Below are 21,953 nucleotides of genomic sequence, written 5' to 3'. Positions count from 1 at the left end.
CTGAAGGCAGTGGATGCACTCGCTCGAGGCCAGAACGGCCACATTCCCCACCAGGACCAGTATCCATTTGGCGCTCGCCGGCTTCGCCGACGAGGTCGTCGGCACGCTGGCGCGCCTGTTCGCCTATGTGGGGACTCTGGCGCTGCTTGCCATCCTCGGCCTTACGGCCCTCGGCCAGCTGCCGGACCTGCGCGACGATGAGCCCACGCCGAAGCCCGGCTGGAGCATCGCCGACCGCTCGCACCCGGCTTTCGCCCTTAGCCGACACGATTCGTTAGAAAAATCAGCCTCTTATACCATCTTCCGGCACCCCGGCGGCGGCCGCAGGGACGTGATGCGCTGGACCGGCGAGGCGGACAAGGCGGTCGCCGAGCTCGATGTCTACCGTCCTGGCGGCGAATTCGGCCCGGCTCAGCCGGCGGTGGCCATCCTGGCCAGCCTGATGGGCGCGACCGGGCCGCTCGAGGAGGCCGGGCTGATCGATACGAAATTCGGCCCTGTCGCGTTATTCCGGCCCGGCGGGGCGGCGAAGGGGACGCTGTCATGCCTCGGCTACCTCAAGCCCAACGACGACCCGGCGCTGCAGATTTCCGGCTTCTCCTGCCAGGGCGACACCCTGCCCGCCCAGCGCGCCGCGATCGCCTGCACGCTGAACCGGCTGACGCTTTTGACCGCGGGCAACGAGCCGAAGTTGGCGGAATTGTTCGCCCATGCCGAGCTTCAGCGCCGTCCATGCGGCCCCGCCGGATCGCCGGACTGGCTGCTCGGTGCCGAGAACGCGCAATTGCGCGGGACGCTTTGACCGGCATCAAGCTCAAGTCGCTGGTTTTCATGCAACTTTTGCCTGCGCGCACGATTATTCCGTGCTGGTGTGACCCAATAGACCTAGTTCCGGCCGGCCCTGGCGGGCTAGTATGGGGCGAAATTGATTGGCGGCCTGCCGCCTGAAGGGGACGTGATGAGCTCGAAATTCACCGGCGCGAACAAATTGGCCGCGAACAAACTGGCGATCTGGCTGGCGGCGGGCGCCGTGATTGCCATGGGCGTTGCGACGCCGGCTTCGGCCGAGACCAAGAGGCAGCGCTATGAAGGCCCGAGCGGTCCCAATGTGGTCTATCAGCAAGGCCCGCGCACCCGCATCTATGTGAGCAAGCGCTCCTGGCTCGACGGCGGCACCGAGGTCAATCCGGGCGACCGCAAGTTCAGCGATTACGCCTTCCCGCCGGCTATCGGCTATCCGACCTTCGCGCGCGAGAACAACAACCGCCCGATCGATCGCCAGCCGCTCTCGACGCCGGCCGATGTCGGCGGCTATCCGCGGAATTTTCCGCTGTACTGAAGCGGACACGACTTACGGAATCGAAATGGCCGGGCTCACGCCCGGCCATTTGTTTTTTAAGGCCGCCGTAGGGTGGGCAAAGGCGCGAAAGCGCCGTGCCCACCATCTGTCCGCAACACCGATGGAAGTGGTGGGCACGCTTCGCTTTGCCCACCCTACGATTGCGGTGCGCGTCCTTACGCGTGCAGCTTCTGCAATTCCTTCAAGATCGCTTCGCCCATCTGCGTGGTCGAGGCGGCCGTCGTGCCTTCCGACTTGATGTCGGCGGTGCGCAGGCCGCTTGCGAGCACGGCGGCGATCGCCTGGTCGAGCTTGTCGGCGAGCGCGCCCATGTCGAAGGAGTAGCGCAGCGCCATGCCGAACGAGGAGATCATCGCGATCGGATTGGCGAGGCCCTTGCCGGCGATGTCGGGCGCCGAGCCGTGCACGGGCTCATACAGCGCCTTGCACTTCTTGCTCTTCACATCGACCTCGCCGAGCGAGGCCGAGGGCAGCATGCCGAGCGAACCGGTCAGCATCGCCGCGATGTCGGACAGCATGTCGCCGAACAGATTGTCGGTGACGATGACGTCGAACTGCTTCGGCCACTTCACCAGCATCATGCCACCGGAATCGGCGAGCTGATGCTCGAGCGTGACGTCGGCATATTCGCGCTTGTGGACCTGCGTCACCACCTCGTTCCAGAGCACGCCCGACTTCATGACGTTGCGCTTCTCCATCGACGTCACCTTGTTCTTGCGCTTCTTGGCAAGCTCGAAGGCGACGCGGGCGATGCGCTCGATCTCATAGGTATCGTAGACCTGGGTATCGATGGCGCGCTTCTGGCCGTTGCCGAGATCGGTGATGGTCTTGGGCTCGCCGAAATAGACGCCGCCGGTGAGCTCGCGCACAATGACGATGTCGAGACCCTCGACCGCCTCGCGCTTCAGGCTCGACGCATCGGCCAGCGCCGGATAGCACACGGCGGGACGGAGGTTGGCGAACAGGCTGAGATCCTTGCGCAGGCGCAAGAGGCCAGCTTCCGGGCGCACCTCATAGGGCACGGCATCCCACTTCGGGCCACCGACCGCGCCGAAGATCACGGCGTCGGCGTCCTTGGCCTTGGCCATGTCGCCTTCAGAGATCGACACCTTGTGCGCGTCATAGGCGGCGCCGCCAACGAGCCCGGTGTCGGTCTCGAATTTGGCAATCCCTGCCGAATTGAGCCAGTCGATCAGCCGCTTCACCTCGCCCATCACCTCCGGGCCGATACCGTCACCGGGGAGCAGCAGCAATTTGTGGGTCGCCATTGGTCGTTCCTCTCAATCCTGGGGCGTCATTCCGGGGCGCGAGCAAAGCGAGCGAGCCCGGAATCCATCGGGCCACGGCGCCAGCGGGAAAATGGATTCCGGGCTCGCGCCAAAAGGCGCGCCCCGGAATGACGGTTCGGCCGGAGTGCTAGAGCGGCGTTGCGCGCTTGGCAAGACACCATTGCCGCGGCACGGCTGTGCAAGGCGGGCGGGGCCTGCCACACTCCCGGCCTGCCGGAGTACCCTTTGCACGCCCCAGAGCGCCCCCAACCCGACGCGCATCCCGCGCGGCTGATCCTGACACTGTCGCTGGCGGCGACGGTCGGGCTCGGCATCGGCCGCTTTGCCTATGCGCTGGTGCTGCCGGATATGCGCGACAGCCTGAACTGGTCCTATTCGGCGGCCGGCTTCATGAACACCATTAACGCCGTCGGCTACCTCGTGGGCGCGCTGATGGCCTCCCGGCTGATCCGGCGGGTCGGCTGGTCGATGGCGATCCGGGGTGGAACCGTGGCCTGCGTCGCCGCGCTCGCGCTGTGCGCGCTGACCGGCAATTTCATCGCGCTGAGCCTGGCGCGGCTGGTGCTGGGCCTCGGCGCAGCGGCCGGCTTCGTCGCCGGCGGGGCGCTGGCCGCGACCATCGCGCAATCGCATCCCGAGCGGGCGAATTTCCTACTCAGCCTGTTCTATGCCGGCCCCGGCGTCGGCATCCTCGCCTCCGGCCTGATTGCGCCGTTCGCCTTGCAGCATTTCGGGCCGGGTTCGTGGTGGATCGTGTGGTGGGCGCTGACGCTGCTCTCCGCGGCGATGACGATTCCGCTGTTCCTGATCCGGATCGAGAGCCGCGCGCGTTTCACGGAAGGCAGCCACGCCGCCTTCGCGATCCTTCCCGTGCTGATCTATCTCGCCAGCTATTTCCTGTTCGGCGCAGGCTACATCGCCTACATGACCTTCATGATCGCCTATGTGCGCGATGCCGGCGGCGCCGCCGCCGCGCAGGCCGCGTTCTGGGGCCTGATCGGCATCAGCGCCTTTGCCACACCCTGGGTCTGGCGCGGCGTGCTCGCGCTGGATCGCGGCGGACTTGCAACCGCCATCATCCTCGGCACCAACGCGCTCGGCGCAGCGCTGCCGATGCTGGGGCATTCGACCGCGTGGCTGGCAACCTCGGCGGTCGTGTTCGGTGTCGCGTTCTTCGCGGTCGTCGGCTCGACCACCGCCTTCGTGCGCTACAACTATCCGCATGAGACGTGGCCGACCGCGATCGCCGCAATGACGATTTCATTCGGCGTCGGCCAGACACTGGGGCCGATCTTCGTCGGCGCCATCACGGATGCGCTGGGCAGCTTGTCCTATGCATTGAACGTGTCGGCCGCGCTGCTCGCGCTCGGCGCAATGGCGGCGCTCTGCCAGCGGAAGGTGGGGCCGAGGCATCCGGCGCCGTAGGGTGGGTTAGCGTCAGCGTAACCCACCTCTTTAGTTTCCGCTGGGACAGACCTTGGTGGGTTACGCCAGCGGACTGCGCTTCGCGCAGCCGCGGGGCTAACCCACCCTACAATTTGCGGCATCAGCTCCCGCTGAATGAATTATACCCCTGGTCTTCCCAGTAGCCGCCCTTGTACTCGTTGGTGACTTCCATCGACACGACGTATTTCGGGTTCTTGAAGCCGAGCTTTGTCGGCACGCGGATCTTCATCGGGAAGCCGTAGGCGCGCGGCAAAATCTCGTTCGCGTATTTGAACGTCATCTGGGTCTGCGGATGCAGCGCGCTGCGCATGTCGAGCGGCGAGTTGTAACCGTCCTTGTCGGCGCACTGGAACCAGACGTACTTCGCGCGGGTGTCGGCGCCGATCAGCTTGAGGAAGTCGCGCAGGGGCGTGCCGGTCCAGCTTCCGATCGCGCTCCAGCCCTCGACGCAGATATGCCGGGTGATCTGGGTCACCTGCGGCAGTTGATAGAGCTCGTCCAGCGTCCACGACTTCTTGTTGTCGACGAGGCCGCGCACCTCGAGCTTCCAGTCCGCGCCGTCGACATCGGGCGCATCGTCGAGATCGTAATAGGCGTTGAACGGGAACGGCTTGGTGATCGCGCTTTCCGGGAAGGTCGGCGCCAGCGCGTCGGGATTGAACATCCAGGCCTGCACGGCGTCGTTGAATTTCGAGACCTTCGCCAGCATGGTTTCGGCCGAGGACGAGTCGATGACGTCGCAGCCGGTGAGCAGCGTCAGCGCGCCGAGGCTGGCGCCGCCCGCGATGAAGCGGCGGCGGGTGAAGTCCGGCATCGCCTTGATGGAGTCCTTGATCAGCAGCCGCTTGTCGACGCCGGGGATCAGGAACGAACGCTTGGCCATAAATCTTCTCCCTCTCAGCGACCGATGATCATGGCGCGCAGGCTCTTCGGCACGAGCAGCGCCAGCGCGACGTGGATCACGAGGAAGGCGCAGATCGCGGCCATGCAGAAGAAATGGACGTAGCGCGCGGTCGGATAGTCGCCGAACAGCATCACCAGATAGTAGAGCTGCACCGGCTTCCAGATCGACAGGCCGGACAGCACGATGAGGATGCCGGCCACGATGATGCCGGCATAGAGCAGGCGCTGGACGTAATTGTAGACGGTGAGATCGTCATGGCCGAGCTTGAAGGTCAGAGCCGCCCTGACGTCGTGGATCACGCCCGCCGGCGTGATCGGCAGCAGCTTCTTGCGGAAGCGGCCAGTGGCAAGACCGGTGATGAGGTAGGCGAACCCGTTGATCATCAGGAGCCACATCGCGGCGAAGTGCCAGAGCAACGCGCCGCCGAGCCAGCCGCCGAGCGTGATGTCGCGGGAGAAGCTGAAGTTGAACAGCGGCGAGGCGTTGTAGATCTGCCAGCCCGACATGATCATCAGGATCATGGCCAGCGCATTGATCCAGTGCATGACCCGGACCCAGGCCGGCTGAATTGCCTTGGCCGGGGTGGTCCTGACCTGCGCGTCGGTTACGGTGAGGCTCGACATGATGGTTCCGTCCTGGGCGTCGTGTGTCAGTAGATATACGCCGGTCATTCCGCTTTCGTTACGCCCCGTCCGCTATCGAATCCATGCCTGCGGGGTATCGCGGTCACAATAAAGCGAGCCGGGTGTCCCCGGCTCGCCGTTTCGTCGCATCCTGTCTGGGGAATGAAACAGGGCTGCGCGGTGTTACGTCGCCGGCATCAGCACGGTGTCGACCACATGGATGACGCCATTCGACTGGTTGACGTTGGTGATCGTCACCATCGAGGTGCCGCCCTTGGCGTCGACGATCCAGGTCTTGCCGTCCATCTTCTTGACCGTGAGTTCCTCGCCCTCGGCGGTCTTGAGCTTCTTGCCGTCGATGAGTTCTGAGGCTTCGAGCTTGCCGGGCACGACATGGTAGGTGAGGATCTTGGTCAGGGTTGCCTTGTTCTCAGGCTTGACCAGGGTGTCGACGGTGCCGGCCGGCAGCTTGCCGAAGGCGGCGTTGGTCGGCGCGAACACCGTGAATGGGCCCTTGCCTTCCAGCGTCTGAACGAGACCGGCCGCCTTCACCGCCGCCACCAGCGTGGTGTGGTCCTTCGAGTTGACGGCGTTCTGGATGATGTTCTTGGAGGGGAACATCGCCGCGCCGCCGACCATGACGGTCTTCTCCTCGGCGCGGACGGGTGCGACGACGGTCGCGGTGATGGCCAGTGCGCTGAAAGCGGCGGCAGCGAGATAGGCAATACGCTTCGACATGGAGAGTCTCCCGATTGGATTGTGACCGGCAGTCGCCGGCGTTGGGCAACAACGGACTGCGACCGTTCGAGATGAGGTAGCAGCGCCGTCGTTGGACCGAACTACGGGAGTGTTTGCGCGGCGGTTTCGGATAAAAATTCTTTGTGATGCGTGAAACTTTGCGCGGGAGATTTCGTGGGGCCGCGTGAGCGCGCCACTCTCCACCGTCGTCCCGGACAAGCGCAGCGAAGCGGAGCGCCGATCCGGGACCCATAACCACAGAAAATAGTTTGGCGAAGACGCGTGGTTACCAGTCTCGCGCCACAACTTCTCCCTGCGGTTATGGGTCCCGGGCTCGCGACTTCGTCGCGCCCCGGGACGACGAGGAGAGAATATGGCTCGAGCCGCGCCCTTCAATCCCTGCTCAGAGTGGAGACCGGCCCACCATCTCTCGGCGATTGGAGGCGCGTGGTGGGCACGCTTCGCTTTGCCCACCCTACAGGACTGGGATCAATCCCTGCTCAGCGGCGTCTGAATGAACCCGCGATTGTGGGTCGGGCTGATCAGCAGCTCGTTGATGCACACGCGCGGCGGCATCGATGCGATGAAGGCGATGGTTCGGCCGAGGTCTTCGGACTGCAGCATCCTGGCCTGCTCCTCTTCGCTCGGCACCACCGGGCGCAGCTTCAGGATCGGGGTCGCGACCTCGCCCGGCATCAGGCAGCAGGCGCGCAGGCCGTTGACGCATTCGTCCATGTTGAAGGAATGGGTCAGCGCCAGCACCGCGTGCTTGGTGGTGGTGTAGGCCGGGCCCGGCATCTTCGAGACGTGGCGGCCGGCCCAGGACGAGACGTTGATGATCGAGCCGTCCTTCTGCTTGCGCATCGTCGGCAACACCGCGCGCATGCAATAGAGCACGCCGTTGAGATTGACCTGGACGAGCTTGTCCCAGCCCTCCAGTTCCATGTCCTGCCAGCTCCGCTTGGGGACGTTGATGCCGGCATTGTTCACGAGCAGGTCGATACGGCCGTGCTTCGCGACGATTTGATCGGCCGTCCTCTGGGCGTCGGCGGCAACGGATACGTCCAGCGCCAGGGCCTCCGCCACGCCACCGTCCCTGGTGATCTTCGCAACCACGATATCCAGGGCCTCCTTGCGCCGGCCGGAGACCACCACCGTCCAGCCGTCGGCCGCGAGCGCCTCGGCGCCGGCTTCCCCGATCCCGCTGCCACCGCCGGTAACCCAGGCCACGCGTTTCCCGTTTTTTGTCATGCAAACTGTCTCCGTTGCTTCATTGGGGCGGTTTTTGCTAATCCAGCCCTCGGTTTTGACCGGCCTTGTTTTACAAGCCTTTACAAGCCTTGCGGTCGAGGAAATCTTGCATGAACCAAGCAGCCAACGCCAACCTGTTTTCCCGCCTGTTCGACGACCTCGACAGCCCTGCGCGCCTTGCGATCGAGACGCATGACGGGGCTCGCATCAGCTATGGCGATCTGATCGCGCGCGCGGGGCAAATGGCGAACGTGCTGGTCGCGCGCGGCGTGAAGCCCGGCGACCGCGTCGCGGTGCAGGTGGAGAAGTCCGTCGCCAACATCGTGCTGTATCTCGCAACCGTGCGGGCCGGCGCAGTCTATTTGCCGCTCAACACCGCCTACACGCTGAACGAGCTCGACTACTTCATCGGCGATGCCGAGCCGTCGCTCGTAGTCTGCGATCCCTCCAAGGCCGAGGGGCTCGCGCCGATCGCCGCCAAGGTGAAGGCGAAAGTCGAGACGCTCGGACCGGACGGCAAGGGCTCGCTGACCGAGGCCGCCGACAAGGAAGGCAGCGAATTTGCGACCGTCAGGCGCGCGGGCGACGACCTCGCCGCGATCCTCTACACGTCCGGCACCACCGGCCGCTCCAAGGGCGCGATGCTCACGCACGATAATCTGGCGTCGAACTCGCTGAGCCTCGTCGGGTACTGGCGCTTCACCGACAAGGACGTCTTGATCCACGCGCTGCCGATCTATCACACCCACGGCCTGTTCGTGGCGACCAACGTGACGCTGTTCGCGCGGGCGTCGATGATCTTCCTGCCGAAGCTCGACCCCGATCTCATCATCAAGCTGATGGCGCGCGCCACGGTGCTGATGGGCGTGCCGACCTTCTACACCCGCCTGCTGCAGAATCCCGCGCTGTCGCGCGAGACGACCAGGCACATGCGGCTGTTCATCTCGGGCTCGGCGCCGCTGCTCGCCGAAACCCATCGCGAATGGTCGGCGCGCACGGGCCATGCGGTGCTCGAGCGCTACGGCATGACCGAGACCAACATGAACACGTCGAACCCCTATGACGGCGAGCGCGTGCCCGGCGCGGTCGGCTTCCCCCTTCCCGGTGTCTCCGTGCGCGTGACCGACCCCGAGACCGGCAAGGAGCTGGCGCACGAGGAGATCGGCATGATCGAGGTGAAGGGCCCGAACGTGTTCAAGGGCTATTGGCGCATGCCGGAGAAGACCAAGTCCGAATTCCGGCCCGACGGCTTCTTCATCACGGGCGATCTGGGCAAGATCGACGCCAAGGGCTACGTCCACATCCTCGGCCGCGGCAAGGATCTCGTGATCTCCGGCGGCTTCAACGTCTACCCGAAGGAGATCGAGACCGAGATCGACGCCATGCCCGGCGTGATCGAGTCCGCCGTGATCGGCGTGCCGCACGCGGATTTCGGCGAGGGCGTCACCGCCGTCCTGGTCTGCAACAAGGACGCCGATGTGAGCGAGGCCTCGGTGCTGAAGGCACTCGACGGCCGGCTGGCCAAATTCAAGATGCCCAAGCGCGTCTTCGTCGTCGACGAACTGCCGCGCAACACCATGGGCAAGGTGCAGAAGAACATCTTGCGGGATACGTACAAGGATATTTACACGAAGAAGTAGGGGCGCAATTGCTCCGTTCTCTACTGCGCGGTTGAGAAAGTCGAAGAGCTAGGCACTCCTATCGATTATGAAGTGTTTGCAGCTCGCGTTCAGGCATTGGCCGAGGCCGATCTTCTGGATGCGCAAGGCGATCTCCGAGTGTGGGGCCGCAGCGAAGTGAGATTGAAGGATCGCTCCATCAATTAGTGGCCGCCTGTCAGGCTCAGCACGAACCGGCTGCCGACGATGAAGAGGTAGCAGCCGAACGCCACCTCCAGCGTCCGCTTCGACATCGCATGCGCGGCCCTCACGCCCAGCGGCGCTGTGACGAGGCTCATCGGCGTCACCAGCACGGCGCCGATCAGCGAGACGTAGCCGAGTGCGAACGGCACCTGCAGAGCCGAAACGCTGGGATAGGCCGCCGCCGCCGGCCAGCCGGCATAGATGTAGCCGAGCGCGCCGGGGATCGAGATGAGCACGGCAAGTGCCGACGAGGTCGCGACCGCCTGATGGATCGGACGGCCGTAGAAGGTCATCAGCAAATTCGAGAACAGGCCGCCGCCGATGCCCATCAGCGTCGACAAAATGCCGACGCAGAAGCCGTAGGCGCGCATCAACGGCCCCTTCGGCAGGTCGTCGCCGAGCTTCCAGCCCTCGCGCGCGAAGATGAGACGCGCCGACGCTGAGTAGGCGACGCAGACGAAGACGACCTTGAACAGCCGTTCCGGCGCGTAGCGCGCGACCACGCTGCCGGCGACGACGCCGATCACGATCGGCAGCCACCACACGCGCAGGATCGTCATGTCGACCGCACCGCGTTTGTAATGCGCCTGGAACGAGCGGATCGAGGTCGGGATGATTACGGCAAGCGAAGTGCCGACGCAGAGCGGCATCCGCACCTCCAGCGGCACGCCGGCGATGCGGAAGCATTCGTAGAACACCGGCACCAGGATGGCGCCGCCACCGATGCCGAATACACCAGCGAGAAAGCCGGAGAGCGCACCGACTGCGATCAGCAGCAGCGCCAACTCGACGATTTCCGCAATATCAAGTCCCGCCATGGCACGTCCAAACCTTGGTTCCCGGTGGTCGCGCCCTGCATAGACCCTTTCACATTCCGCGACCATGCGCGAAGCTGGGAGAGCTAGTTTGCGAAATGCGGAAGGATGGACATGGACCAGCTCCAGGCCATGGCGACCTTCGTCCAGGTGGTGGACGCCGGCAGCCTGTCCGCCGCGGCGAGGTCGTTGCCGAGCTCGTTGACGTCGGTGAGCCGGCAGATCACCGCGCTGGAGCAACATTTCGGCACGCGCCTCCTGGTGCGAACGACGCGGCAGGTGGCACTCACGGAAGAGGGACGGATCCTCTATGAGCGCGCCCGATCGATCCTCGGCGACATCAGGGAGATCGAGGAGGCGCTGGCGGGGACACGCGGAGAGCCGTCGGGACGGCTGCGCGTCAGCGCCCCGACATTGATGGGGCGCCTGCTGATCTCACCGCTCCTGGGCGATTTCCTGCGCCGCTATCCATCGCTCTCGGTCGAGCTGTTGTTGGTCGATCGCCGCGTCGAGCTGGTCGAGGAGGATGTGCATCTGGCGCTGCGGGTCGGACGCCTGCCGGATTCGCAGCTCGTCACGCGAAAGCTCGGCGAGGTGCAGATGATCCACTGCGTCTCGCCGGACTATCTGGCGCGCCGGGGCACGCCGCATACGCCATCGGATCTCGTCGGGCATGACTGCCTCGTGTTTTCCGACACGCCGGGCGTTGCCATCTGGCGATTCGGTCGCGACACGAAGACCGCATCCAGCGTACGGATTTCCGGCCGGCTCTGGGTCAATAGCCTCGACGCGCTGATCATGGCCGCGGGGAACGGCGCAGGCATCGTCCGCGTGCCGTCATGGCAGGTGGGTGCGGAGTTGGCCGAGGGGCGGCTGTGTCGGATCCTCGGGGAGTACGAACCGGCGCCCGCGCCGCTTCATGCGCTCTATCAGCCGTCCCGCCGCGGATCGGCAAAGATCCGGGCTTTCGTGGATTTCCTGGTCGAACGCTGGCGCAAGGGCCACCCATTCGATTCGGCGGAGCCCAAGCAGTTTCGTCACGCCCTTTCCGAGGATGATGGGCCGAGCAACTCCGTCGGCGATTAAGCGTTGCGGCGGGGTGTGTTGCGGGCTGCGCATATCCATTGGCAACGACCGAGGGTGATCCGAATGGCCGGCATCGCGGGCGCCGGGGCACGCCAGCCGAAGTCCGCCCTGCGCGTCGGCATGCGAGACGACCTCTGACGGCAGGTGAGTTAGAGGCGTTCCAATAGTGTTTTCAATGCTGATCGAGGAAGCCTCAGAAGAACTGATTCTCGGTTCTATTCTTAGACGAACCCAAGGCGCTCTGGTATACCAAGCCTCTGAATGGCCTTGCTTCTCGTCGTTGTAGAGCTGAACCCAGGTTCGGTTTATGGCGATTTGGTGATTGCGTGGATAGATTCGACTCCGTAAATAGGGCCGACCTTTCGCGATCCCCGCGCGCCCTTGCTGGGCCGCCATAAAACATCAAAGCCCATGACCGCACGGATCGAACGACCGCTTTCACCACACCTGCAAACCTACCGCTGGACGCTGACGATGGCGCTGTCCATCGTCCATCGCGCCACCGGCATTGCTCTTTATGTTGGAACCCTGCTGCTGGCCTGGTGGCTGATCGCGGCGGCCTCCGGTCCCGCGGCCTATGCCAACGTGCAGGCCTTCACCGGCAGCATCATCGGCCGCCTGATCGTGTTCGGCTACACCTGGGCGCTGATGCATCATATGCTCAGCGGCATCCGGCATTTCGTGTGGGACCTCGGCTTTGGCTTCAAGGCCAATGAGCGCGAAGCGCTGACCTGGGGCGCGCTGATCGGCGGCATCGTGCTGACGGTGCTGATCTGGATCATCGCCTACGCGATCGGAGGTGGACGATGAGCACGACCGATACGCCGAAGCGCAGCATGCGCACCCCGCTCGGCCGCGTCCGCAATCTCGGCGCCGCGCATTCGGGCACGTCCGATTTCTGGCGCCAGCGCCTCACCGCCGTTGCGATGACGCTGCTGATGATCCCGGTGCTGGTGATCATCATGATGCTGCTCGGCCGCAACCAGGCCGGCGCCGCGCAGATCCTCGGCTCGCTGCCGATCGCTGTGATCATGCTGCTCTTCATCATCGCCAGCGCCTGGCACATGAAGATCGGCATGCAGGAGGTGATCAACGACTACGTCCATAACGAGAAGGTGAAGCTCGTTTCGATGATGCTCAACAATTTCTTCTCGATCGCCGTGGCGCTCGCCTCGATCTACGCGATCCTGAAGCTTTCCTCCGGAGTGTAACCCATGGCCGCAGCGACGAATGGCAAGGGCAACGCCGCTCCCGCCACCAACGGCAAAGCCTACCCCATCGAAGACCACACCTATGACGTCGTCGTGGTCGGCGCCGGCGGTGCCGGCTTGCGCGCCGTGGTCGGCTGCAGCGAAGCGGGCCTGCGCACGGCCTGCATCACCAAGGTGTTTCCGACCCGCTCGCACACGGTCGCGGCGCAAGGCGGCATCTCGGCCTCGCTCGGCAACATGCACAAGGACGACTGGCGCTGGCACATGTACGACACCGTGAAGGGGTCGGACTGGCTCGGTGACCAGGACGCGATCGAATACATGGTGCGCAACGCACCCGAGGCGGTCTACGAGCTCGAGCATTGGGGCGTGCCGTTCTCGCGCACCGAGGACGGCAAGATCTATCAGCGCCCGTTCGGCGGCATGACCACCGAGTTCGGCAAGGCCCAGGCGCAGCGCACCTGCGCCGCCGCCGACCGCACCGGCCATGCGATGCTGCACACGATGTACGGCCAGTCGCTGCGCCACGCGGCCGAGTTCTTCATCGAATTCTTCGCCATCGACCTGATCATGGACGACCAGGGCGCCTGCCGCGGCGTCATCGCGCTCAAGCTCGACGACGGCACGCTGCACCGCTTCCGTGCCCAGACCACGATTCTCGCGACCGGCGGCTACGGCCGCGCCTACGCCTCCTGCACCTCGGCGCACACCTGCACCGGTGATGGCGGCGGCATGGTGCTGCGCGCCGGCCTGCCGATGCAGGACATGGAGTTCGTCCAGTTCCACCCGACCGGCATCTACGGCTCNTCGGGCTGTCTCGTCACCGAAGGCGCGCGCGGCGAAGGCGGCTATCTCGTCAACTCCGAAGGCGAGCGCTTCATGGAGCGCTACGCGCCGTCCGCCAAGGACCTCGCCTCGCGCGACGTCGTCTCGCGCGCGATGACCATCGAGATCCGCGAAGGCCGCGGGGTCGGCAAGAAGAAGGACCACATCTTCCTGCATCTCGACCACCTCGATCCCGCGGTGCTGGCCGAGCGGCTGCCGGGCATCTCCGAATCCGCGAAGATCTTCGCCAATGTCGACGTGACGCGCGAGCCGATCCCGATCGTGCCGACCGTGCACTACAACATGGGCGGCATCCCAACGAACTATCACGGCGAGGTGCTGACCAAGAAGGACGGCGACGACAACGCGGTGATCCCGGGCCTTATGGCGATCGGCGAAGCCGCCTGCGTCTCCGTGCACGGCGCCAACCGCCTCGGCTCCAACTCGCTGATCGACCTCGTCGTGTTCGGCCGCGCGGCCGCGCTGCGCCTCGCCGAGAAGCTCACGGCCAATGCCAAGCAGCCGGAGCTGCCGGCGAACTCGTCCGAGATGGCGCTCGGCCGCCTCGACCATTACCGCTACGCCTCCGGCGGCACGCCGACCGCGAAGCTGCGCGAGGGCATGCAGCACGTGATGCAGAACAACTGCGCCGTGTTCCGCACCGGCGAAGTTTTGAGCGAAGGCCAGAACCTGATCCAGAAGGTCCACAGCGGCATCACCGACATCGCCGTCTCCGACCGCTCGCTGGTATGGAATTCCGACCTGGTCGAGACGCTCGAGTTCGACAATCTGATCTCGCAGGCGGTGGTGACGATGAACTCGGCCGCCAACCGCACCGAGAGCCGCGGCGCGCATGCCCGCGAGGACTATTCCGAGCGCGACGACAAGAACTGGATGAAGCACACGCTGGCCTGGCTGGACGACGCCGGCAAGGTCAAGATCGAGTACCGTCCGGTTCACAACTACACCATGACCAACGACGTGCAGTACATCCCGCCGAAGGCGCGCGTGTATTGATCGAACAGCGAAGGCCCTATCGAAATGGTTGAATTCGCACTTCCGAAGAACTCGAAGATCACCGGCGGCAAGACCTGGCCGAAGCCCGCGGGCGCGACCGAGCTGCGCGAATTCCGCGTCTATCGCTGGAATCCGGACGACGGCAAGAATCCGAGCGTCGACACCTATTACGTCGATACCAACGACTGCGGTCCGATGGTGCTGGACGGGCTGATCTGGATCAAGAACCACATCGACCCGTCGCTGACCTTCCGCCGCTCCTGCCGCGAAGGCGTCTGCGGCTCCTGCGCCATGAACATCGACGGCCAGAACACGCTGGCCTGCACCCGCTCGATGCATGACGTGAAGGACGGCGCGGTGAAGATCAACCCGCTGCCGCACCAGCCGGTGGTGAAGGACCTCGTCCCCGACCTCACCAATTTCTACGCGCAGTATGCGTCCATCGAGCCGTGGCTGAAGACGACCTCGCCGACGCCGCAGAAGGAATGGCGCCAGAGCCACGAGGACCGCGAGAAGCTCGACGGCCTCTACGAGTGCATCCTCTGCGCCTGCTGCTCGACCTCGTGCCCGAGCTACTGGTGGAACAGCGACCGCTACCTCGGCCCCGCCGCGCTGCTGCAGGCCAACCGCTGGGTCTCCGACTCCCGCGACGAGGCGACCGGCGAGCGGCTCGACAATCTCGAGGATCCGTTCCGGCTCTACCGCTGCCACACCATCATGAACTGCGCCAAGGCCTGCCCGAAGGGCCTCAACCCGGCGGAAGCCATCGCCGAGCTGAAGCTCAAGATGGTCGAGCGGCAGATCTAAACCTCCTACCTGCTTCCATCCCCGGCCGCGACGGCCGGGGCATGCCGCGATCGGCACCAGTTTGAATAGAATTGGCCGCAACCCGCGTCGCGAGCGAACCCTTGGATTGCAACCAAAGGTTCCAGCTACAAGCCGCTTCCTTCCTTGCGGGAAATTCAAGTAAGCTCTGTGGTCGAGGGACCGGAGCGACTGTGCAGGGAGCGCAACGCAACTCGTTGAGGCTATTGCAGTGGATGATGGCAGCATCCCTGGCGCTGCCCATTGCGCTGTTCGCGATCGCCTCCACGATCTCCTACACCTCAACCAGAGACATTGCCGACCGCGAGATCGAGCGCACGCTCGACGTCGCGCATGAGCACGCGCTCAAGGTGTTCGAGACCATCGACCGCAGCCTCGCCGAGCTCAATGAAGTTGTGCGCGGTCTTCCCGACGACGTCATCCGGTCGCGAGAACCGGTGCTGCACCGCCGCCTGAAGCGGCTGACCGATTCGCTGCCGCAGCTCAAATCGGCATGGATCTTCGACGCGGACGGACGCTCGCTGGTCAACAGCCTCGCCTCGCCGCCGCCGCAGCTGACCTTCGCCGACCGGGACTACTTCTACGCCCATGTCGACCAGAGCATCGGCACCTTCATCGGCACACCGCTGACGCCGCGCACGCCCTATCAGGGAGCGCGCTTCTTCGGGATGAGCCGCCGCCGCGATTCCGATGACGGCCATTTCATCGGCGTGATCCAGGCGTCCGTGCTGCCGGAATATTTCGAGAGCTTCTACGCCCGGATCGGCACAGAGCCCGGCAGCTTCTTCGCGATGGGCCGCAGCGACGGCGTCGTGCTTGCGCATTTTCCGCGGCTCGATCACGACGTCCGGCTCGACACCGGCGGACCGGTCGGCCAGAAGATCGCGGCCAATCCCGAGCACGGCCTCATCACCATTGCCTGGCCATCGGACGGCATCGAGCGCCGCATCGGCTACCGGCGCGTCGCCGAATATCCGATCTATGTCAGCGCGGGGCTCGAAACCTCGGCGATCCGCGCGCGCTGGTTCGCCACCATGGGCCAGCATCTGGTGTTCGGTGTGCCCGCGACCGCGCTGCTGTTCCTGCTGCTCGCGCTGGCGTTCCGACGCACCCAGCATCTGCAGGCCGAAGCCGCAAAGCGGCGCGAGGCCGAGGAGGCGCTCAAGCACAGCCAGCGCCTGGAGGCGCTCGGACAGCTCACCGGCGGCGTCGCGCACGACTTCAACAACCTGCTCACCGTGATCCGCGCCTCCGTCGACCTGTTGAACCGGCCGCAATTGCCCGAGGAGCGGCGCCAGCGCTACATCACCGCGATCGCGGACGCAGTCGCGCGCGCCGCCAAGCTGACCTCGCAGCTCCTGGCCTTCGCGCGGCGCCAGAACCTGAAGCCGGAAGTGTTCGATGTCGGCGCGCGGATGCAATCGTTGCACGACATGCTCGCCACGCTGCTCGGACCCGCCATCGAGATCACGATGCGGTTGCCGGCGGAACCCTGCCTCGTCAATACCGATGCCGGCCAGTTCGAGACGGCGCTGATCAACATGGCGACCAATGCCCGCGATGCCATGAAGGGCAAGGGCAAGATCGCCTTCACCGTGCAGCCGGCGACGAGCGTTCCGAACGCCGTGGCGCATCAGACCGGCTGCCACGGCATCATCAGCATCGCGGTCAGCGACACCGGCGTCGGTATTCCCGCAGCCCAGATCGGGCACATCTTCGAGCCGTTCTTCACCACCAAGCAGGTCGGCCACGGCACCGGCCTCGGCCTGTCGCAGGTGTTCGGCTTCGCGAGGCAATCCGGCGGCGAGGTGACCGTCGAGAGCGAGGTCGGCCGGGGCAGCACCTTCTCGCTCTATTTGCCGCGTGTGCCGCAGGACCTGCTGCCGCAGCGGCTGGCGCCCAACACCGCGCCGGCCCTGACCGGCAGCGGCATCGCGGTACTGGTGGTCGAGGACAATATCGAGCTCGCCAATTTCGCCGCCGACGGCCTCACCGAGCTCGGCTACAGCGTCACGCTGATTGACAACGCCACCGACGCGCTCGCCGAGCTGATCGTCGATGCCGATCGTTTCGATGTCGTGTTCTCGGACGTGGTGATGCCCGGCATGACCGGGCTCGATCTCACCCAGGCGATCCGCGACCGCAGCATCGGCGTGCCGGTCGTGCTGACAACGGGCTACAGCCAGGCGCTGTCCCAGGACGGCGTCGCCGGCTTCGACCTCGTGCAAAAGCCCTATTCGATCGAGGAATTGTCCCGCGTGCTGCACCGGGCTGCACGGCTGCGGCGGGTGCGCGATGGGGCAGCCGAGTAAGCCGTTGCCAGGAACCAGCGGGAACCGCCTGATTTTTCTCGCGTTGTCCGGCCATGCAGAAGCCGGCCGCAAAGCGCGAACGAGGCGAAAAAGCGCCTAATGTCGAGATCACCGGGGAGAGCGGCGAGGAGACGGCTCCGCCGCCGGAATTGCTCGAGCCCGACCCGGAACTATCGCCTGAGGAAGCCGAGCAGGCACGCAAGGATTATCTGCTCACCCGCTTCTGGATCAGCGCACGAGGCTTCTGGGGACGCAATGGCGACCGGCTGGCCTGGCCGTTCTCGATCTGCCTCGGCGCGCTGATCGTCCTGACCGTCGGCTTCCAATACGGCATCAATGTCTGGAATCGCGCGATCTTCGATGCGATCGAAAAGCGCGATGCGCCCGCCGTCTTCCATCTCACCGCGTTGTTCTTCCCGCTGGCGATCGGCAGCATCGTGCTCGGCGTGGCGCAGGTGTTCGCGCGCATGGGCATCCAGCGGCGCTGGCGCGCCTGGCTCACGAGTAGCGTGCTGACGCGCTGGCTCGCCAACGGCCGCTACTATCAGCTCAACCTCGTCGACGGCGACCACAAGAATCCCGAATACCGGATCGCCGAGGACCTGCGCATTGCCACGGACTCGCCGGTCGATTTTCTCGCCGGCGTGACGTCGGCGCTGCTGTCGGCCGTGACCTTCATCGTCGTGCTCTGGACCATCGGCGGCGCGCTCAACGTCTCGCTCGGCGGCTCCTCGATCACCATTCCCGGCTTTCTCGTGATCGCCGCCATCCTCTATGCCGCGATCGCCTCGAGCTCGATCATGGTGATCGGACGGCGCTTCGTGCAGATCTCCGAGGACAAGAACCAGGCCGAGGCGGATTTCCGCTACACGCTGACGCGCGTGCGCGAGAACGGCGAGAGTATCGCGCTGCTCGGCGGCGAGGACGAGGAGCGCGACGGCATCGACCGCAACTTTTCCAGCGTGCTGCGGCAATGGGCGCGGCTCGCAGGCCAGCACATGCGCACCACGCTGGTGTCGCAGGGCTCCAGCCTCGTTGCGCCGGTCGTGCCGCTGCTGCTCTGCGCGCCCAAATTCCTCGACGGCAGCATGACGCTGGGCCAGGTGATGCAGGCGGCTTCCGCCTTCACCATCGTGCAGAGCGCGTTCGGCTGGCTGGTCGACAACTATCCGCGGCTCGCCGACTGGAATGCCTGCGCACGCCGCATCGCCTCGCTGATGATGTCGCTCGATGGCCTGGAGCGTGCCGAGCAGGGCGACGGTTTCGGCCGCATCAAGCGCGGCGAAACCGGCAACGAAGCCATGCTGGAGCTCAACGACCTCTCCGTCACGCTCGACGACGGCACCGCCGTCGTGGGCGAGACCGAGGTGATGATCGAGGCCGGCGAGCGCGTCCTGGTCGCCGGCGAATCCGGTACCGGCAAGAGCACGCTGGTGCGCGCCATCGCAGGCCTGTGGCCCTGGGGCGGCGGCAGCGTCAACCTCCATCCCGATCGGCGGCTGTTCATGCTGCCGCAGCGGCCCTACGTGCCGTCCGGGTCCCTGCGCCGCGCCGTCGCCTATCCCGGCGCCGCGGACGACTGGAGCATCGACGAGATCGGTGAGGCCCTGCACAAGGTCGGCCTGGATCATCTCAAGGAAAAGATCAAGGAGGAGGGTCCGTGGGACCAGACGCTGTCGGGCGGCGAGAAGCAGCGCCTCGCTTTCGCGCGGCTTCTGCTGCACAGCCCCGACATCGTCGTGCTGGACGAGGCAACCTCGGCGCTCGACGAGAAGAGCCAGGACAGGATGATGAAGATGATCACGGACGAGCTGCCGAAGGCGACCATCGTCAGCGTCGCGCATCGCGTCGAGCTGGAGGCCTTCCACAGCCGCAAGATCGTGCTGGAGCGCCGCAAGGGCGGCGCCAAGCTCGTAAGCGACGTCAACCTGATCCCGCGCAAGGGCCGGCGCAAGCTGCTCAGCCGCTTCGTGCGCCAGCGCGAGGAGGCCGCGAAGAAAGCAGCGTGACATCCGGGCTGCATTCCCGACACCTCACCGTTGGAGTCGCCGGCAAAACCGGCTATGCATGCGCCGCTTGCAACGAGGACTACCTGCTTGACGCCCGACAACGACCCTTCGCTCGCGCCGTTCGGCGCGTTTGCGCCGAACGCGGCGCAGGCCGCGATCATTCGCCTCGCCCAGCAATCGGGGCTGAAGCGCGGTGCATTCCGCCCGTGGCTGTCGCGGCTGGTCAATTTGATGCGCGGCGGCCCGGTCGACGTGACTTATCAGGGCGCCTCGTTCCGCTTCTATCATCAGGGCAGCGCGACCGAGCGCGGCGCGCTGTTCAATCCCGACTACAATCTCGACGAACTCGATTTCCTGCGCCAGCACACGCCGGCCGGCGGCGTGTTCATCGATGTCGGCGCCAATGTCGGCACCTTCGCGCTGGTGATGTCGCGCCAGGTCGGGCCTGAGGGCAAGGTGGTCGCGATCGAGCCGCATCCAATGACCTTTGCACGGCTCTCGTTCAACCACGCCGCCTCGAGAGCGACGCAGGTTCGCCTGGTGCAGGCGGCCGCGGGCGACAGCGACGGCGAGCTGATGATCGAGACCGGCGGCGGCAATCTCGGCGCCACTCACGTCGTCACCGGCACGGCCGGCGCCGATGCGATCAAGGTCCCGTCGTTGCGGCTGACGCGCATTCTCGACGAGGCCGGCGTCACCAAGGTCGACGCGCTGAAGATCGACGTCGAGGGTTTCGAGGACCGCGTGCTGATCGGCTTCTTCAGGGATGCGCCGCCCTCATTGTGGCCGCGCGCGGTCGTCATCGAGCATCTGTCACAAAACGAATGGCGCGAGGATTGTATTGCTGACATGGTCGCGCGCGGTTTTGCGATCGCGCGCAAGACACGGAGCAACACGTTCCTGTCACGCTGACGTCGACCAACAACGGAGGTTGCGATGATCGATCACCTGGGCTTCCCGGTCTCCGACTATGAGCGTGCGAAAGCGTTCTACACCGAGGCGCTGGCGCCGCTCGGTTACGGCCTGATCATGGAGGTCACGCAGGAGCAGACCGGCCACGATCCGGCCGCCGGCTTCGGCGCCGACGGCAAGCCGGATTTCTGGATCGGCGGCGAAGGCGCGCTGAACAAGCCGGTGCATGTCGCGATCCTGGCCAAGGACCGCGCGACGGTCGATGCCTTCTACGTGGCGGCGCTGGCGGCCGGCGGCCGCGACAATGGAGCGCCCGGCATTCGCGCGCATTATCATGCGAATTACTACGGCGCCTTCGTGCTCGATCCCGACGGCCACAACATCGAGGCCGTCTGTCACGCGCCGGAATGAGCGGTTCTTGACACCACGCGGCGAGGAACATCTACGCAGCATCGTCGTTGTGGTCCTCTGGACAACCGAACGTGAAGGTGCTGATGCCGATCGAACCGCCCGAGATTCCGCCTGCGACACCGGGGACTCCCTCCGAGCCGCCGCCGGAAATTCCGCCGGGCACGCCGCAGCCCGACATCGCGCCGCCCGTGCATGAGCCCGACGCACCGCCGCGTCCGGATGAATTGCCGCCTCGCATTCCAGAAGAGGTTCCACAGCGTGGACCGAATGGACCACTTACACCGAATCCCGCGACGGATGCAGTTCGCCGCAGGATCAAACATGAGGCGAACGACCACATATGAGGCGATTGCAACCTGCTTCTGAATGCGCAATGAACGTTGTTCGTGTGACATGATTTGCATGCAGAAATAAATCGGGCCGCCACGTCTTCGCCCGCCACAATGCGGCCCAACGCGTAGCTGTTCATCATCCAACTTTCTTCGTCAAAGAACCTTCCGGGGAATTTCACGACATGACCAATCTTCGCTTCGTGCTGCTTGCCACGACGGCTCTGACCGCGATGCAATTCGCAAGCTCCGCGTCGCATGCGCAAAGCGCGCCGCCGCTCGTGCTCGCGCAGGCCCAGACACAACAAGAAACGGGCCCTGACGGAAAACCGAAGCAGCCTCCGAAGGAGCAGCCGAAGGGCGCGCCGCCCGCTGTGCACCCGCCGGCGCCGACACCGCCGCCTGCAGCTCCCACGCGTCCGACCGCACCGCCTCCCGCTGCGGCTCCGCCCCATGCTCCAACGCCGCCGCCGGCTGCTGCGCCGACGCGCCCGACACCACCTCCGCCGCCGCCCCCGACGCACCAGGCACCTCCTCCGCCGCCGCCGGCACCGCCTGCTGCTCCGAAGCAGCCGTCGCCGCCTCCGGCTGCGGCTCCGCAGCAGCACGCACCGACCCCGCCGCCGCCTCCGGCACCGCCCGCGGCACGTCCGGCTCCGACGCCCACAGCCCCGCCGCCCGCAGCGGCGCCTCAGGTGCGTCCCGCGCCGGCGCCCACCGCGACCCCA

20 protein-coding genes and 1 pseudogene are annotated in these 21,953 nt (G+C 65.4%); 15 read left to right on the top strand and 6 right to left on the bottom strand.

The window, feature by feature from the left end:
* The first annotated feature begins 13 nt into the window (after positions 1 to 13).
* A complete protein-coding gene (locus AXW67_RS14350) occupies positions 14 to 802 on the top strand; it encodes a hypothetical protein (protein ID WP_063678403.1) in 789 nt (262 codons plus the stop codon).
* 156 nt (positions 803 to 958) lie between these two features.
* Complete coding sequence (locus AXW67_RS14345) at positions 959 to 1,339, top strand: hypothetical protein (protein WP_027555382.1); 381 nt, start codon at positions 959 to 961, stop codon at positions 1,337 to 1,339.
* A 176-nt stretch (positions 1,340 to 1,515) separates the two neighbouring features.
* On the opposite strand, the gene leuB is transcribed toward AXW67_RS14345, so the two are convergent.
* Positions 1,516 to 2,628 carry a 3-isopropylmalate dehydrogenase gene (gene leuB / locus AXW67_RS14340; RefSeq protein WP_063678402.1) on the bottom strand — a complete coding sequence of 371 codons (1,113 nt, stop codon included), beginning with the start codon at positions 2,626 to 2,628 and terminating at the stop codon, positions 1,516 to 1,518.
* 246 nt (positions 2,629 to 2,874) lie between these two features.
* Here leuB and AXW67_RS14335 point away from each other — a divergent pair, with 246 nt between their 5' ends.
* Positions 2,875 to 4,074, top strand: coding sequence for a YbfB/YjiJ family MFS transporter (locus AXW67_RS14335; protein ID WP_063678401.1), 1,200 nt, complete (start codon positions 2,875 to 2,877; stop codon positions 4,072 to 4,074).
* A gap of 121 nt (positions 4,075 to 4,195) precedes the next feature.
* On the opposite strand, the gene AXW67_RS14330 is transcribed toward AXW67_RS14335, so the two are convergent.
* The 4 genes from AXW67_RS14330 to AXW67_RS14315 all read right to left on the bottom strand — a co-directional run bounded on the left by AXW67_RS14330 (position 4,196) and on the right by AXW67_RS14315 (position 7,611).
* Positions 4,196 to 4,978, bottom strand: a complete 783-nt coding sequence (locus AXW67_RS14330) for a molybdopterin-binding protein (RefSeq protein WP_063678400.1) — start codon at positions 4,976 to 4,978, stop codon at positions 4,196 to 4,198.
* 14 nt (positions 4,979 to 4,992) lie between these two features.
* The gene (locus AXW67_RS14325) at positions 4,993 to 5,622 is read right to left on the bottom strand and encodes a cytochrome b/b6 domain-containing protein (RefSeq protein WP_063678488.1); all 630 of its coding nucleotides are present in this window, start codon (positions 5,620 to 5,622) and stop codon (positions 4,993 to 4,995) included.
* 183 nt (positions 5,623 to 5,805) lie between these two features.
* On the bottom strand, positions 5,806 to 6,360 hold the full coding sequence (locus AXW67_RS14320; protein ID WP_063678399.1) for a fasciclin domain-containing protein: 555 nt from the start codon (positions 6,358 to 6,360) through the stop codon (positions 5,806 to 5,808).
* Positions 6,361 to 6,849: 489 nt separating this feature from the next.
* Positions 6,850 to 7,611, bottom strand: coding sequence for an SDR family oxidoreductase (locus tag AXW67_RS14315; RefSeq protein ID WP_027555376.1), 762 nt, complete (start codon positions 7,609 to 7,611; stop codon positions 6,850 to 6,852).
* Between the two features lie 110 nt (positions 7,612 to 7,721).
* On the opposite strand from AXW67_RS14315, the gene AXW67_RS14310 reads away from it, so the two are divergent.
* On the top strand, positions 7,722 to 9,251 hold the full coding sequence (locus tag AXW67_RS14310) for a malonate--CoA ligase (protein WP_063678398.1): 1,530 nt from the start codon (positions 7,722 to 7,724) through the stop codon (positions 9,249 to 9,251).
* 182 nt (positions 9,252 to 9,433) lie between these two features.
* On the opposite strand, the gene AXW67_RS14305 is transcribed toward AXW67_RS14310, so the two are convergent.
* Positions 9,434 to 10,291 carry a sulfite exporter TauE/SafE family protein gene (locus tag AXW67_RS14305; RefSeq protein WP_063678397.1) on the bottom strand — a complete coding sequence of 286 codons (858 nt, stop codon included), beginning with the start codon at positions 10,289 to 10,291 and terminating at the stop codon, positions 9,434 to 9,436.
* Between the two features lie 111 nt (positions 10,292 to 10,402).
* Between AXW67_RS14305 and AXW67_RS14300 the strand changes: the two genes are divergently transcribed.
* From AXW67_RS14300 to AXW67_RS44005, 11 genes and pseudogenes are all read left to right on the top strand, one after another.
* Positions 10,403 to 11,374, top strand: coding sequence for a LysR family transcriptional regulator (locus tag AXW67_RS14300; RefSeq protein WP_082907894.1), 972 nt, complete (start codon positions 10,403 to 10,405; stop codon positions 11,372 to 11,374).
* A gap of 411 nt (positions 11,375 to 11,785) precedes the next feature.
* On the top strand, positions 11,786 to 12,184 hold the full coding sequence (sdhC, locus tag AXW67_RS14295) for a succinate dehydrogenase, cytochrome b556 subunit (protein WP_063678396.1): 399 nt from the start codon (positions 11,786 to 11,788) through the stop codon (positions 12,182 to 12,184).
* Positions 12,181 to 12,585: a succinate dehydrogenase, hydrophobic membrane anchor protein gene (gene sdhD / locus AXW67_RS14290; protein ID WP_027555372.1), complete on the top strand. Its 405-nt coding sequence runs from the start codon at positions 12,181 to 12,183 to the stop codon at positions 12,583 to 12,585. The genes sdhC and sdhD overlap by 4 nt, the downstream gene beginning before the upstream one ends.
* Before the next feature lie 3 nt (positions 12,586 to 12,588).
* Positions 12,589 to 13,391 (top strand): annotated as a pseudogene (locus tag AXW67_RS44015) (FAD-binding protein); the annotation flags it as partial.
* Position 13,392: 1 nt separating this feature from the next.
* Positions 13,393 to 14,427 (top strand): FAD-binding protein (locus tag AXW67_RS44010; protein ID WP_245315542.1); only part of this gene is annotated, 1,035 nt, incomplete at its 5' end.
* A gap of 24 nt (positions 14,428 to 14,451) precedes the next feature.
* The gene (locus AXW67_RS14280) at positions 14,452 to 15,234 is read left to right on the top strand and encodes a succinate dehydrogenase iron-sulfur subunit (RefSeq protein WP_027555370.1); all 783 of its coding nucleotides are present in this window, start codon (positions 14,452 to 14,454) and stop codon (positions 15,232 to 15,234) included.
* A 191-nt stretch (positions 15,235 to 15,425) separates the two neighbouring features.
* The gene (locus AXW67_RS14275; protein ID WP_063678394.1) at positions 15,426 to 17,564 is read left to right on the top strand and encodes a hybrid sensor histidine kinase/response regulator; all 2,139 of its coding nucleotides are present in this window, start codon (positions 15,426 to 15,428) and stop codon (positions 17,562 to 17,564) included.
* A gap of 53 nt (positions 17,565 to 17,617) precedes the next feature.
* Positions 17,618 to 19,573, top strand: a complete 1,956-nt coding sequence (locus AXW67_RS14270) for an ABC transporter ATP-binding protein/permease (protein WP_063678393.1) — start codon at positions 17,618 to 17,620, stop codon at positions 19,571 to 19,573.
* Positions 19,574 to 19,660: 87 nt separating this feature from the next.
* Complete coding sequence (locus tag AXW67_RS14265; RefSeq protein ID WP_027555367.1) at positions 19,661 to 20,485, top strand: FkbM family methyltransferase; 825 nt, start codon at positions 19,661 to 19,663, stop codon at positions 20,483 to 20,485.
* Between the two features lie 24 nt (positions 20,486 to 20,509).
* The gene (locus AXW67_RS14260; RefSeq protein WP_027555366.1) at positions 20,510 to 20,896 is read left to right on the top strand and encodes a VOC family protein; all 387 of its coding nucleotides are present in this window, start codon (positions 20,510 to 20,512) and stop codon (positions 20,894 to 20,896) included.
* 83 nt (positions 20,897 to 20,979) lie between these two features.
* A complete protein-coding gene (locus tag AXW67_RS44005; protein ID WP_082907893.1) occupies positions 20,980 to 21,240 on the top strand; it encodes a hypothetical protein in 261 nt (86 codons plus the stop codon).
* Positions 21,241 to 21,953 lie beyond the last annotated feature (713 nt).

Origin of the sequence: Bradyrhizobium neotropicale (genome assembly GCF_001641695.1) — a bacterium.
Taxonomy (GTDB): Bacteria; Pseudomonadota; Alphaproteobacteria; order Rhizobiales; family Xanthobacteraceae; genus Bradyrhizobium; species Bradyrhizobium neotropicale.
The sequence above is the reverse complement of the archived record's forward strand: the minus strand, read 5'-3'. Positions and strand labels throughout refer to the sequence as shown.

Excerpts from the sequence above, each read along its gene's own strand:
- AXW67_RS14350 (WP_063678403.1), top strand. The coding sequence starts at position 14 with ATGCACTCGCTCGAGGCCAGAACGGCCACATTCCCCACCAGGACCAGT.
- AXW67_RS14345 (WP_027555382.1), top strand. The coding sequence starts at position 959 with ATGAGCTCGAAATTCACCGGCGCGAACAAATTGGCCGCGAACAAACTG.
- leuB (WP_063678402.1), bottom strand. The coding sequence starts at position 2,628 with ATGGCGACCCACAAATTGCTGCTGCTCCCCGGTGACGGTATCGGCCCG.
- AXW67_RS14330 (WP_063678400.1), bottom strand. The coding sequence starts at position 4,978 with ATGGCCAAGCGTTCGTTCCTGATCCCCGGCGTCGACAAGCGGCTGCTG.
- AXW67_RS14325 (WP_063678488.1), bottom strand. The coding sequence starts at position 5,622 with ATGTCGAGCCTCACCGTAACCGACGCGCAGGTCAGGACCACCCCGGCC.
- AXW67_RS14320 (WP_063678399.1), bottom strand. The coding sequence starts at position 6,360 with ATGTCGAAGCGTATTGCCTATCTCGCTGCCGCCGCTTTCAGCGCACTG.
- AXW67_RS14315 (WP_027555376.1), bottom strand. The coding sequence starts at position 7,611 with ATGACAAAAAACGGGAAACGCGTGGCCTGGGTTACCGGCGGTGGCAGC.
- AXW67_RS14310 (WP_063678398.1), top strand. The coding sequence starts at position 7,722 with ATGAACCAAGCAGCCAACGCCAACCTGTTTTCCCGCCTGTTCGACGAC.
- AXW67_RS14305 (WP_063678397.1), bottom strand. The coding sequence starts at position 10,291 with ATGGCGGGACTTGATATTGCGGAAATCGTCGAGTTGGCGCTGCTGCTG.
- AXW67_RS14300 (WP_082907894.1), top strand. The coding sequence starts at position 10,403 with ATGGACCAGCTCCAGGCCATGGCGACCTTCGTCCAGGTGGTGGACGCC.
- sdhC (WP_063678396.1), top strand. The coding sequence starts at position 11,786 with ATGACCGCACGGATCGAACGACCGCTTTCACCACACCTGCAAACCTAC.
- sdhD (WP_027555372.1), top strand. The coding sequence starts at position 12,181 with ATGAGCACGACCGATACGCCGAAGCGCAGCATGCGCACCCCGCTCGGC.
- AXW67_RS14280 (WP_027555370.1), top strand. The coding sequence starts at position 14,452 with ATGGTTGAATTCGCACTTCCGAAGAACTCGAAGATCACCGGCGGCAAG.
- AXW67_RS14270 (WP_063678393.1), top strand. The coding sequence starts at position 17,618 with ATGCAGAAGCCGGCCGCAAAGCGCGAACGAGGCGAAAAAGCGCCTAAT.
- AXW67_RS14260 (WP_027555366.1), top strand. The coding sequence starts at position 20,510 with ATGATCGATCACCTGGGCTTCCCGGTCTCCGACTATGAGCGTGCGAAA.
- AXW67_RS44005 (WP_082907893.1), top strand. The coding sequence starts at position 20,980 with ATGCCGATCGAACCGCCCGAGATTCCGCCTGCGACACCGGGGACTCCC.